The sequence below is a fragment of the Methanosarcina sp. Kolksee genome (assembly GCF_000969945.1).
GTDB classification, from domain to species: Archaea; Halobacteriota; Methanosarcinia; order Methanosarcinales; family Methanosarcinaceae; genus Methanosarcina; species Methanosarcina vacuolata.
The window spans coordinates 510,967-525,837 of sequence record NZ_CP009524.1; the positions used below are offsets into that span (position 1 = coordinate 510,967).

Below are 14,871 nucleotides of genomic sequence, written 5' to 3' on the forward strand. Positions count from 1 at the left end.
TTATCAACTTAACTAAAAGTCTGAATTTGGAACTCAAATAACTGCTATATAGAAAACGATTTTGATATTTCACATAAGTGACCCCGCTTACTGAACTTGATTAATCCCAGATGAGGAATTCCCATGAAAATAAAAGTCAATCTCATATCCGGAAGAACTGCCAAACAGGGTGCAAATCTGGAAGCAAAGACATATAAAGCTTATTTTGAAGCCTGCAGTTACTGCGAGCTTAACGCAGTAGATCTTGAAAAATTGGGGGCATCCGAAGGAAACAGCCTGAAAGTCACATCCGAGTTTGGAGACGTTGTGGTATTTGCAAAAGCAAACGATGGAAACCCAAAAGGGCTTGCTTTTATTCCGATGGGCCCCTGGGCAAACGCAGTGCTAAATCCTGATACTCACGGTTGCGGAATGCCCGGTTTAAAAGGTGTGCCTGCAGAAATTGAAATTACGGATAAAATGCCCCTGGACATGAAGTCCCTGATGAAGAAGTATCTGGAAAACTAAAGTCCAGAAAACAAGTAGTTCACATTTTCACTCAAATCCGGAGAAACTTGAAAAATTCGGAGGAAAAATATGCCCATAATCAAAGACGCAGTATGTTCTCTTTGCGGATGTCTCTGCGATGATATATCAGTCACAGTTGAGGATAACAAAATAACGGGTGTAAGGAATGCCTGCATTCTCGGCCACAGTAAGACCGTTGGAGTACAGACTCATGATCGAATCAAAACACCCATGATTAGAAAAGACGGGGAACTCGTCGAAGTAACATACGAGGAGGCAATCGATACTGCTGCAAGGATCCTGGCAAACTCAAGAAGGACTCTTTCTTACGGTTGGTGCTCCACCTCCTGCGAAGCGATAAGCAAAGCGATCCAGTTAGCTGAGGAGACCGGGTCCGTGATTGACTCGACTGCTAACGTTTGCCATGGCCCTTCAGCCCTTGCTACTCAGGAAAAAGGAAATCCTGGAGCAACTCTTGGAGAGATCAAAAACAGATCAGACCTGATCATCTTCTGGGGCTGCAACCCCATACATGCCCACCCTCGCCACATGACTCGCTACTCAAGTTTTTCCAGGGGCTTTTTTACTCCAAATGGGCGAAAAGACCGGAAGATGGTGGTAATCGACGTGCGAAAAACCGATACTGCAAAACGTGCCGATAAATATATTGAAATAGAACAGGGTTCGGACCTCCTGCTGGTAACAGCACTTCGCTCAGCAATCAATGGGCATGAAACTGCTATTCCGAAAAACGTGGCCGGGGTTTCAAAAACCGAAATTTTAGAACTTGCCGAACTCATGAAAAACTCCAGTTTTGTCTCCATTTTATTCGGCATGGGCATAACACAATCCCGTTCCAAATACAAGAATGGGGATGCAGTATCCTCCCTTATCTCAGACCTGACCCAGCACACAAAAGCAATCATGATGGGAATGAGAGGTCATTATAATGTATCAGGTTTCGGGGAAGTCGCAACCTGGGAGACCGGTTATCCGATGGCAATTGACTTTTCAAAAGGTTATCCCTACTACAATCCTGGAGAGACGGGGGCAAACGACGTTCTTGTCAGGGAAGAGGTTGATGCAGCAATTGTCGGAGCTGCGGACCCAGGAGCACACTTCCCACAAAAGGCAGTCCGGCACCTTGCCAGAATTCCCCTGATTCAAATTGACCCTTATCCAAACCCAACAACTGAACTTGCCGATGTAGTGATCCCTGCAGCAGTCGTGGGTATTGAAGCCGAAGGCACAGCCTACCGTATGGATGCAATCCCAATTAGGATGAAGAAACTTATCGATACCAGGTTCAAAACCGATGAAGAGATCTTAAAGGACCTGATTGCAAAAGTAAGAGAACTGAAGCGAGGTGAAGGAACATGTCAGAGTTATTGATTGAAAATACAGTTGTCTGCGACCCGATTCAGGGAATAAACTGTGAAAAAATGGACCTGTGCATAAAAGACGGCAAGATCGTAGAAAGCGTTTCCTCAAATGCAAAGGTTATCGACGCTGAAGGCAGACTCACGATGGCAGGAGGCTTTGACGGGCATACTCACAGCGCTGGTAAAATCAATGTGGGACGATCGATGAACCCTAACGATGCCAGAAGAAATCTGGTCCCGGGCCTCTCAGGGTTTGAGCCCCACACTGAAAAGACTAGGGCTCAGGTAGGGTACAACACCCCGAACACTTATGCAATCGGGTACAGGTATGCAAAACTGGGTTACACCACTATATGCGAGGCTGCAATGCCTCCTCTTACAGCAAGGCATACCCACGAGGAATTTAAAGAAATCCCAATTCTGGACAAAATGGGGCTCACTCTCTTTGGGAGCAACTGGCAGGTTATGGAATATATCCGGGACAAAGAGCCCGAAAAACTTGCAGCTTACATTGCCTGGGGTCTGAAAGCCTCTAGAGGTTACGGCATAAAGATTGTAAATGCAGGTGGCGGAGAAGCATGGGGCTGGGGCAAGAATGTTAGCGGGCTCTATGACCCCGTGCCTAACTTTGATGTAACTCCTGCAGAAATTCTGCTGGGCCTGGGAGAGGCAAATGAAAAACTGGGTCTTCCTCATTCAGTTCATGTTCACTGTAACAATCTGGGGCACCCTGGAAATTATAAGACTACCATCGAGACTATGAAGCTTTTTGAGAAAGTGAAACCCAGGCGCAACAGGCAGAGTTTGCACGTAACTCATGTCCAGTTTAATGCCTATGCCGGCACTTCCTGGCGTGACTTTGAGACCGGAGCTCCAATGATTGCAGACTACGTGAACGGAGTTAATCACCTGACCTTTGATCTCGGGCAGCTCATTTTCGGGCCTGCCGTTACCATGACTGCCGACGGCCCGGTTGAATACGCAAACTCAAGGATGTTAAAGGAGAAATGGAGCAACCAGGATGTGGAGCTGGAAGACGCATCCGGAGTGGTGCCACTGGTATATTCCCCAAAGAGCTTTGTAAATGCAGTCCAGTGGGCAATAGGGATTGAACTGGCCCTGCTTGTAAAAGATCCGTGGAAGGTCATGTTCACAACGGATAGCCCTAACGGAGGATCTTTTGTTAACTATCCTGAAGCATACACCTACCTTATGAGTGAAAAGAAGAGGCAGGAGATCATTTCGGGCTTTCCGGAGATGGCCCTTGGCAGAATGGTTTTGCCTGGCCTCGATAGGGAACTAAGTTTTTATGAACTGGCAACCATGACCAGAAGCACTCAGTCCAGGATTTACAGCAGGCCTGAGAAAGGAAACCTTGCAGTAGGAGCTGATGCAGACATTGCCATATATGACATTTTACCGGATGCAATTGATCCCTCCGTAGAGCATGAAAAAGTAAAGAAAGCCTTCAGTGCTACGGCTTATACCATTAAGGGAGGAACAATCGTTGTTAAGGGCGGAAATATTGAAAACACACCCATGGGGAGGACTTACTGGGTAAATGCAAAGGTTCCGTCAGATATTGAAAGCGCAATGCATGAAGACCTTGACGTGAAGTTCCAGAAATATTATACTGTGAGCAAGTCCAACTACATGGTAGAGGATGCATACGTCCCAAAACCTGTTGAAATCGCAACGGAGGGATTCTTAAAATGCAGATAATTACTCTTTCCTTAAAAGCACAGAATAAAATCCCTATCGTAGCTGATACCGTAAACCCGGACAACTTTGCCGGAAAAACGGAGGACGAAATCAAAGCTGTCCAGGTCTGGTATGGAAATATGCAGTGCTCTCTTAGCGAGCTATTCAATGTAAAAGTTGAAGGCAAGGACAGCGCAGAAAACACAAAAATTGTGATCAACGGTGATGCCTCTAGAGTAAAGCGCATTGGACAGGGTATGAGCACCGGTGAAATCGAAATTAATGGGAATGTGGATATGCACTGTGGCTCGAACATGAAAGGCGGAAAGATCACGATCAACGGAGATGCAGATAGCTGGCTAGGCTGTGAAATGAAAGGGGGAGAAATCATCCTTAATGGAAACGGCGGCTATTATGTAGGCGGTGGCTACCGGGGAGAAGCCTGTGGCATGAAGGGAGGTAAAATCACAGTCAACGGAAATGTCAGGGACTTTCTGGGAGAACACATGTGCGGAGGAGAAATCCATGTACTGGGCAATGCTGGGCTCCTTCCAGCAATCCTGAACAACGGTGGGACGATCATCATCGAAGGCAGCACCGAAATGCCTGCAAGCGAAATGAAAAAAGGCACTGTCATCATAAGAGGCAAAGTTAAGGATTTGCTGCCCTCCTATGTAGAGGAAGGGACCGAAGAAGTGGATGGCGTTCTCTACCAGCGGTTCGCAGGAGATGTCAACGTCAGCGGCAAAGGCGTACTCCTTATGAAACAATGTGAAAGTCATTAAGTAGAATGAAATTTAGAGAAAGAAAGGCGCGTGAAGAACGCGCTTATTTTTATTTATCAGTTAGGTTATGAAGATTAGCTGGTTTAAATTTACCCAGCTTTTGATACAACGTTCACTCAGTTTTTATTCATTGGTATTAGGACTTACGCAGTTGAACTGAAGAATCAACAGCATTAGAGCGTCAACTGTCTAAAACATTACTTTAGTCCACAGTCTTTGTCGTAATTGATTTTGTTCCTCAAGTGCGTAAGTCCTAGGCATAAAAAGTGCTTTCAAGTACTTTCCATTATTTGTGCCTGTTATTCTATAAATCTCATGTTCTTTTTCTTAGCATGAAAGTCATGTTAATCTGCAAGTACTTTCATCTGTTTGTACCGCTTATTCAAAGAACATCATATCCATTTTTCACACAAATCCTTTTTTCACACAAATCCCTTTTTTACACAAATGCCTTCCTGAACTGATACGTCCCGAGAAGTACCATAACTCCGGCCCCGATGACCAGGCTTATAAGCCCGTGAACAGGTATTCCTCCTTCAAACAGAGTTCTTGTACTGTCTATTGCATAACTTACCGGATTGAGCCTGGCCAGAAACCTCAACCATTCAGGCATGACGTCATAGGGCATGAGTGCACTGCTGGTGAAAAATAAAGGCATACTGATCATGCTGTTAACAGCTGCATAGCTGTCATGGTCACTTAAGTACATTCCTATCATAGTTGAGAGAGCAGAAAAAAATACTGAAAACAAAAACAGTGTGAAATATATTAACATTAACTGCACAGGGTTCAATATCCTTATCCCAAGAAGAGTAGCTATTATGAGTATCACAGTTGCCTGCATCAAGCCTCTTACGCTGATAAATAAGATTTTTCCATAAAGCATGCTTTCTCGTGGCGAGGGCATGGCAAGGAACTTATTCAAAAAACCCAATATCTTGTCGAAAATCATAAGAGATCCTCCCTGCAGGGAAGAAAAAAGCATAGTCATGACAAGAATGCCAGGGGTTATATATTCAAGATAATTATCAGTGAACTTCGTAGGCAGGGCCAGCCCTACAAATACCAACCAGGCTGCAGGCATTACTAGGGAAGAAATAACGGTAACCCTTCCTCTTAGCCATTTTACAAGATCCCTCTCAAAATAGTAGTATACTGCTTTCATCATCTTCGCCTCAGAAGGTTTCTAAACTGGGTCGAATTAAATCCTACCTGCTCTTCAGGGGTTTTAACGTTTTCAAGGAAAACGTCATTAAGGGAGGCATGTTCCCCTATGGAGCTTGTAAGATTTTCAGGAGAGCCAATAACTGCGATTCGTCCTTTATCGATAATAGCAACCCTGTTGCAATATTTTTCTGCCTCTTCAAGGTAATGCGTAGTCATGAAGATGGTCATCCCTTCGGCCTTAAGCATCCTGATATGCTCCCATATCTTCTTTCTGCCGCTTACATCCAGTCCAAGGGTCGGCTCATCCAGAAACAGAACCTCAGGTTCGTGCACAAGCGCCTGGGCAAGTTCAAGGCGCCTTCTCATTCCTCCGGAGTATGTTGCTACAAGGTCGCCGGCACGATCTGAAAGCCCCATCATTTCAATCACTTCATCTACCTTTGAATTTCTATTAGGGATGCCATAGAGCTTTGCATAAAGCTGTACATTTTCCCTTCCTGTGAGTTTTCGGTCAACTGCCATATCCTGAGGGACATAACTTATCTTTGACCTTACTTTTTTTGACTCTTTTACTATATCGTATCCACAGACTTTTGCAGTACCGCTGCTGGGTTTTAGTAGAGTTGTAAGCATCATAACTGTCGTACTCTTGCCTGCTCCATTAGGGCCGAGAAGGCCAAAGATCTCGTTTTCAACTTCGAGATCTAGATTATCCACAGCAACCAGGTTTCCAAAGGATCTGGATAATTTTTTTATTTCTATCACAGGTATCCCCCTGCAATTGCATAAACAGGCCTTAAACCTGAAGTGTAATAAATCCCGCTTGTATACATATTGTAAATAATCTTCATGATCACAATACTTATGGCTGCAAAAACACAGACTGCAACCGCTATCTTATCAATGTCTGAACACTCTAGCTTTTTCAGAGATGTCCTGTCAAGGTTTGCCCGAAAAGCCCGACTCTGAATTGAAACTGCAAGGGTTCCGGTTCTCCGTACACAGTTTGCAAGAGTAGGGGTTAATATATTGAGTAATGTTTTTATGATTCCTGACCCGAACTTTTTCGGATTAAATCCCCTGAGCCGCTGGACTGTTATCACGGTGGCTACTTCAGTGATTATTATTGGTAAAAATCTTACTGCTGTGATCACCATAAAAGCTACGCTGTAAGGAACCCTGAGTCCGACCAAACCATTTAACATATCTCTTGAGTCCGTGGTCCAGCACATCAACAGTCCAAGAGAAAGGATTGAAGCCGATCTAAGGCCCTGAACTGCGCCGTGATGTAGCCCTTCTTCATACACGAACAGCCCGCCGCCTGTCAACCAGCCCAGAACCGGAAAATTAGGACTGATTATGGTAAAAATCACAGTTCTCGGTAGTTGAGAATAAAAGAGAGACTGTGAGTAAATAGTTCCCCAGATCAAAAGTACGAGCAATATAACAAGTGTCTTGATCTTTATTGCCGGCATTCTTGCAAGTGCGAATCCTGAGAGTACGAGCAGAAACAACAATAACATCGTTTTCTGGTTGTCCAGGGACACAGCGACAAAAACAGTGGAAATCAGGATAAGGATCTTAGCTCTTGGGTCCATCCTGTGAATAACTGTATCTTTAATTGTCGGTTCTGCAATTGATCTTGCACCTATCATGCTATCATCCCGTATCCCTTTAACATTTTATATCATCCAGCACACTTCAACGCCTTATATTATCAGCACACTTCAACGCCTTATATTATCAGCACACTTCAACGCCTTATATTATCCAGCACACTTCAACGCCTTATATTATCCGGCACACTTCAACACTTTATCCCTTCAACACTTCTGGAGGTCAGCGTTTTTACAAGTTCTTTAACTGAAAAGGCATTGACTCCCAGATAATTTGCAATCTCAACAACCGGGGGCTGGGTCAGCGAGGCTTTCCTGAGGCTTTCAGTGTCTTTTATAACTTCTTTTCCTTTCCCGTCTGCTATGATCTGCCCATCATTCATCACGAGGATTCTTGTAGCATAAGACATGGCTACCTCAATGTCGTGTGTGCAGAAAATCAGTGTCGAATTGTTATTTTTGAAAAAGTCCATCATCTGTTCTATATTCACTCTATCCTGCCCTGTTGTGGGTTCATCAAGAAGAATAAGTTCGGGAGTTATGGAAAGTACCGAGGCAACGGCTGTCCTGAGTCTTTGCCCCCGGCTCAGGGCCTGTGGGAGGTCGTGCCTGAGAGGCAGAATTGACATGGCTTCAAGAGAGTTTCTTACCCTTTCCTCAATATTACTGTATTTTAATTGAACAGGTCCAAACCTTGCTTCTTCCTCAGCTGAATCACAGAAGAGCATAAGGTCAGGGTTCTGGAACACAAATCCTACCTTGCCTGCAAAGGAGTATGGGTTTCTGGACTTTGTGTCCTCCCCAAAAACCTTCACATTTCCTTTATCTGGTTTGAGAATAGCTGCAAGGTGTAAAAGCAGGGTTGATTTTCCCGAGCCGTTTGTGCCCATAATCGCAACCCTCTCACCTTTACGGATTTCCAGATTTATTCCCTTCAATACCATCTTGTTTTTCTCATATCCTGACCATAGATCCTGAATGGAAATAATCGAAGCATTGTTTTCAGAAACATTGTTCTCAAAAGCATTATTTTCGTGAGCATTATTTCCATGAGTATTATTTTCGTGAGCATTATTTCCATGAGTATTATTTTCAACGGAATCTTTCCTTGAACTGTTCTTGATTACAGTATTTTCTTCTGGATTTGAGGGGAGTTGAGACCTCCTGATATTTTCTTTAAAATTTTCCCTATCCAGTACAGCAAGAGCTCCGCTGACACTCAAAGGGCTGGCTTTGATTCCAAGTCTATGGCAAAGTTCTACGGGTTCTGGAATTCTTAGCCCAAGCCTGTAAAAGACTTCAAGATGATCAAAAGCTTTTGAGGCGGGTTGATCAAAGACTATTTTTCCGTCGTCCATTATGACAATTCTGTCTACAAAGGGTGCAAGCTCGTGCAGTCTATGTTCAACCAGCAGAATAGTCGTTTTCAGTTTCCTGTTGAGTTCTCTGACTGTATTCAGGACTTCATGCGTACCCATGGGGTCCATCTGGCTTACAGGTTCATCCATAGCAAGGACTTCAGGCGCCATTGCAAGCATACTTGCAATGCAGATTCTCTGTTTCTGTCCTCCGGAAAGTGAGTTTGTGGAATCCAGCCTGTGGCCGGACATCCCTACGATTTGCAGGGCTTCTTTTACTTTTCTATCAATTTCTTCTCTCTCGAAGCAGAGGTTTTCAGGCCCAAAGGCTACTTCGTCTTCAACAGTTGTAGAAAAGATCTGGTCATCTGGGTTCTGAAACACAAGGCCTACTTCTTTCGAGATTTCCATCTGGTTTGATTCAGTGGTTTCCATCCCTTTGACTTTCACACTGCCTGAAAATATTCCTCCGGATTCATGAGGGATGATCCCATTTAAGGTTTTTAATAAAGTACTTTTTCCACATCCGGTAGGTCCTGTGAGGAGGACAAATTCTCCTTTTTCGACTCTAAGGTTAATTCCCTTTAAAGTCGGTTCCGATCTTCCTGGATAAGTGTACCATAAGTCTTTGATTTCTATCATTGTACCACGACCACAAACCTATTGTACCACGACCACAAACCTTTTCAAAAAAGGTTTACTTGCAAGCCTTTTGAGAAAAGGCTTGAGTGAAAACGCCAATTAATGGCGCAAACCTTTCCGAGGGAAAGCTTGACCAGAGGCCAGGAAAACTGGCCAAAGTTCGCGTCATTCTGCCACCTTTTTTAGTCTATTTCCAAGGCTTATTCCAAACCAGGTTCCTATGAAGGTGTAGAGGAACCCGTCGATCAGGATATTTGCAGCTATATACCAGTCACTGTAGAAAAGTCTGTAGAGGACCATCCAGACACTGAAGGATACATAGCTGCCGGCCATATCAGCAAACCCGCAAAGAATTCCCATCCTGAGCCTGTTATCTGGAGCTGGATTTTTACCGGTTATACCTGCAGTATACAGCAAAAGTTCCAGAAGTACCGCATTGACTGACAGTGTTATAAAAGTTATAGGGGTGAAACTCCCTGTTATGAAACCTCCAAGTAGAAACCTGACCATCATAAAAAGGCTTATAACTCCTGGTTTTGGGATAAGGACCACAAGAGAGGCAATGAGCATGTAAAGAAGAATCTCATTGAAGAGCCCTGTGAACAGGAAACTAAATGGCCCGAAGATTGCATGGGATAACTCCCACAGGATGGTCATAGGCAGGTTTATGGCTGCAAAAGAAACGGTTCCGAAAAGAGCAATTAATACAAGGTTCCGGGTTTTAAACCTGTCCATTATCTCCCTGGGCCTTGAGAGGAAAAAGCCCAGAGCAGTAATCCCGAGCAAAGAGGCGGTAAACGTAGTTATTATAGGCCCCCAGCGCCTTGAGATTGCAGCAATTTTTTGCTCTTTTGTTACTGCAATCCAGTCGCTGCCTGTGAGTTTTACCTTGACCCTTAAAAGGTAGTCTCCTCCCATGGCATCCGGAGATATATACATTGGAAGGCTTATCAGCGAACTTGAACCTGGAGAGAGGGTTACGGTGGCATAACACACGGTATCTGCTTTCATTCCCATAATCTCGGGCTTAAATGCTTTTACAGGTTCACCGGTTTTTGCGTCAAGAATATCATATGTGACTATGACAGGAATTGTACTATTTCCGGCATTTGTAAGCTCTATCCCCATGTAGGTTGAAGTGAGGTCGTCTTTCTCTACTTTCAGGTCTGTAACCGTTAGCAGCTTTTTGAGTGCAGGGGACGTTTCCTGGACAACCAGGGTGTTGGAGGGATGGCTGGGATCTCCATATCCGTCTTCATCTGAAGGTACGATTAGCTGGGACACCGAAACTTCATTTGCGACTTCTTCTTTTGAAGCAACTTTAAGCTGGGTTGTACGCACAATAGTATGTTTTGTTCCTTCCACATCAACAACTGCTTTTGCAGTTATGTTATAAACCCCGCAGGGCGTGTCCGCAGGTATATAAAAATCAATAAGCCTGTACCAGTCATCATACTCGGTCTGAAGTGAGAATGAATGAACTGGAGTCTCGCGAAGCACAAAACCCTTAGGTAAGTTAAGCTCCACTGTCACATTCATATTCCCGTCATAATAGCTTTCAAAGAAAAGATATGCAGAGAGTGTGCTGTTCCCAACTGCAAGGCCATTCCCTTCTACCCCATGGGGGACCTGAATTATGAATGTAGTCATATCTTCAGGTTTGAAGTCCTCCTGCTGAACCTGTGCAGCTACGGGCTGTACGATTAGCACAAGTACGAGGAGGAAAAAACCTATATTTTTCATTCCGCTACCTTTTTTCTTATTTGAGGATTTTTCGGATTTCCTTCATTTTTGCGTCCCAGTCAGGGACATCTTCAGAACTAATTATATCAACAGCTCCACCCTGAAATTCTCCTTCTCCTGCCAGTTCTTCCATCCAGCTTTCGATCTCAAGATAGGATTTTTTTAACTCTTCAAGAAGCTCGGGGTCAGGGTCCCAGAGTCCTCTTGACTGCGCTTCAAGGAGCCGTCTGGACATTTCCTCGAGGGCATAGGGATTGTTCTCTTCAAAGAAGCGACGCATTTCTTCATCAAGCACGAAGGTTTTTGTGATATCATCAAAAATCCAGTCGTCCACTTCCTGGGTGGAGGCTTCCCAGCCATAGACTCTTCCCACTCTTTTTGAAATGTCCTGTGCGCCTTTATATCCATGCTGTTTCATGCCTTCGATCCATTTCGGATTTAAGAGCCTGGTTCTTACAACTCTTCGCATTTCGTCAGCCATGTCCCTGACTTCAACATGCTGCGGCTCTCTTGTATCTCCAAAGTAGACTTTTACATCCTTTCCGGAAGCCTGCCTGGCTGCAGCTGTAAGGCCCCCATGAACTCCATAGTAACAGCAGCATCCTAAAAGGTCGTACTCGTCACTTACCACTTTATTAAAGGTGGCATCCACAGTCTTAAGGCTTGATGCAAGCTGAGTGTGAGCTTCCTTGCCTTTTGCGTCTTTTCCGTAGGCGTACCCATTCCAGTAAAGGAAGATATCTGCCAGGTCCTTTTCGTCTTTCCAGGCACTCGCATAGATTGCAAGCTGGACCCCGGCTGAATAAGTTCCGGGTTTGCTCGAAAAGATCCTTAAAGTAGCATCCCTGGAATCCACTCCTTCTTCAACCATCTGAAGGCTGTGTTTTCTTGGATAATTCATCTCTTCAGGTTCATTAAGGGAAGCCACTGCCTGGATTGCTTCGTCTATAACCTCAAGACAGTTTGGAAAATTATCCCGCAGAATTCCGGAAACCCGGATCGTAATGTCTATCCTGGGCCTGCCCAGTTCTTCAAGGGGGATCACAGAGAACCCTTTCAGGTGCCCATTGCTGAGCCAGATTGGTTCAACCCCGAGCAAGCTCATAATCTGGGCCATTCCCTCTCCGTCAGCCCACATTACATCGTTTGCCATCCAGTAAAATCCCACATTCTCAGGATACCGGCCTTCGTCTTCTATGTGCTTATTAAGCAGAACCTCTGAGAGTTGCCGTCCCACTCTCCAGGCAGCTTTTGTCGGAATTTTTTTTGGGTCAAGTGAATAGAAATTTCTGCCTGTTGGCAGCACATCGTCTCTTCCGCGCATGATAAGGCCTGAAGGGCCGGCAGGGATGTATCCTCCATCAAAACCGTGTAAAAGGGCTTCAATTTCAAGAGAGTCGTCTATTCTGGATTCAAGGTCAAGAATCCTGCTGCAGACCGAAGCCGCATCCTGAAGAAGTGAGGAATTTATACCCGGATCTTTGCGATTCTGTTCTTCAGAGCTTTTTTCTTTGTTATTCTGTTCTTCAGAGCTTTTTTCTTTGTTATTCTGTTCTTCAAAGCTTTTTTCTTTGTTATTCTGTTCTTCAGAGCTTTTTCCTTTAAAAATCTCTTTGATTATCAGTGCTGGCTCTTTTTCCGGGTTATTTATAAATATTCTTATAAAGTCTTTAGAAAGAGAATCTATTTCTTCAAGTAACTGGCCATTTGATTTTCCGTTATCGGATATCCGGCTCTGGTCAGATATCAGTTCATCAAGGTCAAGTTCCAGAAGTTCTGCGATCAACCTTCTAATCGAGACTTTGTTTCCCACACTTCCCTTGTCATCGTACCTTAAAATCGAATTTATGAATTCAACTTTTTTCTCGCCTTCAGGGACCTGTCCAAAGATGTGCATTCCATCGTGGATCTGGCTGTTTCTTATTTTTCCAAGAGCTTCGTGAGCTTTTCTTATTATTTCTTCAAAAGGAGTCTGATGATCGGCTTTTATCTCGGAGTCCAGATTAGATTTTTTGATTTCGTCAAGGATCAGGTGCTTCAGGGCATGTTCGCGTCCTTTGTCGTGTTTCACCTGTTCGTATTCTCCAAGCAGCCTATCAAGTTCCGCCAGATCATCATAAAGCCCCCCCGAGGTCATGACAGTCTGCATATGGTCTATCAGGCAAGCGAGGCTTCTGCGTTTGGCAATTGTACCTTCCGGGGGATTGTCCGAATTATAAATATAAAGATGGGGGATAGTCCCGATACTTATGTCAGGATAACAATCTTCTGAAAGCCCAACTCCTTTTCCAGGCAGGAACTCAAGATTCCCATGGGTCCCCACATGTACGAGCACATCAGCTCCAAAGGTGTTTTCAAGATACCTGTAAGTTGCAAGGTACTGATGGGTTGGGGGGACATCTGGATCATGCAGGATCCTGCAGACTTTTCCATCACACCTGGAACCTGCACATCCTCGCTTTGGCTGCACGCAAACAACGGCATTTCCATACTGCACTCCTGTCACAACGATCTTATTATCATAGACCATGGCGGCAGGAATGCCGTCTACCTCTTCTCCGGGAGGTTTTCCCCAGCTATTAATTACCCTTTGCCTTACTTTTGGGCTCAGGGTGTTGAAAAATTTCTCATATTCTTCTTTTTCCACAAAAGCCAGAGCCCCGCCGTTCTTTACTATCTCATTAATGGGAGTCCACCTGAACTCGGAAATTGCTTTTCTCTCGAGAATGGTCTCAATAAGGTCTTTTCCGTCTCCAGGGGGATTGACGGCATAGCCTTCTTCCTGCATTCGGTTCAGTATTCTTGCCACGCTTTCGAGAGAATCAAGGTTTGCAGCGCCCCCTACAGAACCTTCAACACCTGAACAGGGGTAGTTGTGAAGGATAAAGGCAACTTTCCTCTGGTTGACCGGCTTTTTCCTGAGTTCGGCCCATTTAAAAATTCTGGATGAAAGTTTTGAGCAGCGGTCTTCGATAGGAAAACGTCCCATGTAATTTCCTTCTCTTTTGCCTGCTCCTATTATGATGGGTTCGATTCCGCCTTCAAATTCGGGAAGAGCCACATTCCATCCAATCTCAGTGCTTAACCCCATTGATTCCTGCCATTCTTCAACAGTCATATAATGTGAAATTACAGGCTGGAAAACAGGAACGTCAAGTTTTCTCAGCACTTCTATACCTTTTGCTGCACACGATGTATTCCTTTTTTCAGTTTTGCTGCTTGCAATAAAAAAAGGAGAAAGTTTTATAAGACAATCTATTATGGGTCTGCCGTTTTCTATGACATAGTCCTCTATGACCTCATCCATGCCCCTGCTTCCAAGTTCCTCGTCTTTCAAAGAATATGCAAAAATAGGGATAACTGATAGGTCGAGGTTTTCTAACTTTTTTATCAGGTTTTTCTCTATCTCAAGTTCATTATTTACCCAGGAAGTTCTGGAGATGAGCAGACCCACGGTTTTATCTTTCAAAGGCCCGTACCAGTTAAGATATTCTTCAATGTTTGAGAATGTTTTCTCTGCCTCTGGATGATATAACCCATCCCATGGTATCTTTTCAGGAGGTCTTGTTTCAATCTCACATCCTAATACTTCCTTTAAGATATAGCGCAGCATATTGGCAAAGTTTTCCAATCCTCCATATATTATGTAAGAAAAACATGTAGCTGCAATTTCAAGTTTCACCGAAGAGAGGGTAAATGAGGAGGGATCACTCCCTACACAGATTACAGGTACCCTCGTTTTTAACGGTTCAAGCTTTTCATAGAACTCTTCCCAGAAAGGGTTTGATATATAGTATAGAAAGATTGCATCCGCATGTTCGCATTCAAGAAGAACTTTCTCAGCTTCTTCCGGATTATCTTCCAGAATCTTTGAATAGTGGGCTTTAAGCTCTATGCCAAGGTCTCCTGCAGCTTTGAGGAGAGTAGGGATATAGGAATTCCACGTTATTGAAACAATTTTCATGTTTTT

At 44.2% G+C, this 14,871-nt stretch carries 10 protein-coding genes; 4 read left to right on the forward strand and 6 right to left on the reverse strand.

From position 1 onward, the window contains the following. Window positions 1-123 precede the first annotated feature (123 nt). The 4 genes from MSKOL_RS02315 to MSKOL_RS02330 all read left to right on the forward strand — a co-directional run bounded on the left by MSKOL_RS02315 (window position 124) and on the right by MSKOL_RS02330 (window position 4,375). Window positions 124-507, forward strand: coding sequence for a molybdopterin dinucleotide binding domain-containing protein (locus MSKOL_RS02315; RefSeq protein ID WP_048117564.1), 384 nt, complete (start codon window positions 124-126; stop codon window positions 505-507). A 69-nt stretch (window positions 508-576) separates the two neighbouring features. Next, window positions 577-1,899 carry a formylmethanofuran dehydrogenase subunit B gene (locus tag MSKOL_RS02320; protein ID WP_048117567.1) on the forward strand — a complete coding sequence of 441 codons (1,323 nt, stop codon included), beginning with the start codon at window positions 577-579 and terminating at the stop codon, window positions 1,897-1,899. After that, window positions 1,884-3,611, forward strand: a complete 1,728-nt coding sequence (locus MSKOL_RS02325) for a formylmethanofuran dehydrogenase subunit A (RefSeq protein ID WP_048153443.1) — start codon at window positions 1,884-1,886, stop codon at window positions 3,609-3,611. Before MSKOL_RS02320 ends, MSKOL_RS02325 begins: the two co-directional genes overlap by 16 nt. Beyond that, window positions 3,602-4,375, forward strand: coding sequence for a formylmethanofuran dehydrogenase subunit C (locus MSKOL_RS02330; RefSeq protein WP_048153445.1), 774 nt, complete (start codon window positions 3,602-3,604; stop codon window positions 4,373-4,375). The genes MSKOL_RS02325 and MSKOL_RS02330 overlap by 10 nt, the downstream gene beginning before the upstream one ends. A gap of 439 nt (window positions 4,376-4,814) precedes the next feature. Here MSKOL_RS02330 and MSKOL_RS02335 read toward each other — a convergent pair whose 3' ends face one another. The 6 genes from MSKOL_RS02335 to cobN form a co-directional block, all read right to left on the reverse strand. Continuing rightward, window positions 4,815-5,543, reverse strand: a complete 729-nt coding sequence (locus MSKOL_RS02335; RefSeq protein WP_082091012.1) for an ABC transporter permease — start codon at window positions 5,541-5,543, stop codon at window positions 4,815-4,817. Further along, the gene (locus MSKOL_RS02340) at window positions 5,540-6,307 is read right to left on the reverse strand and encodes an ABC transporter ATP-binding protein (RefSeq protein ID WP_048117577.1); all 768 of its coding nucleotides are present in this window, start codon (window positions 6,305-6,307) and stop codon (window positions 5,540-5,542) included. Before MSKOL_RS02340 ends, MSKOL_RS02335 begins: the two co-directional genes overlap by 4 nt. After that, a complete protein-coding gene (locus MSKOL_RS02345; RefSeq protein WP_048117584.1) occupies window positions 6,304-7,197 on the reverse strand; it encodes an energy-coupling factor transporter transmembrane protein EcfT in 894 nt (297 codons plus the stop codon). The genes MSKOL_RS02340 and MSKOL_RS02345 overlap by 4 nt, the downstream gene beginning before the upstream one ends. 152 nt (window positions 7,198-7,349) lie before the next feature. After that, window positions 7,350-9,158: an ABC transporter ATP-binding protein gene (locus MSKOL_RS02350; protein WP_048117587.1), complete on the reverse strand. Its 1,809-nt coding sequence runs from the start codon at window positions 9,156-9,158 to the stop codon at window positions 7,350-7,352. 165 nt (window positions 9,159-9,323) lie between these two features. After that, a complete protein-coding gene (locus tag MSKOL_RS02355) occupies window positions 9,324-10,901 on the reverse strand; it encodes a hypothetical protein (RefSeq protein ID WP_048153448.1) in 1,578 nt (525 codons plus the stop codon). Between the two features lie 16 nt (window positions 10,902-10,917). Further along, entirely contained in the window at window positions 10,918-14,865 is a 3,948-nt protein-coding gene (gene cobN / locus MSKOL_RS02360) for a cobaltochelatase subunit CobN (protein ID WP_048153450.1), read from the reverse strand. Between the last annotated feature and the right edge of the window lie 6 nt (window positions 14,866-14,871).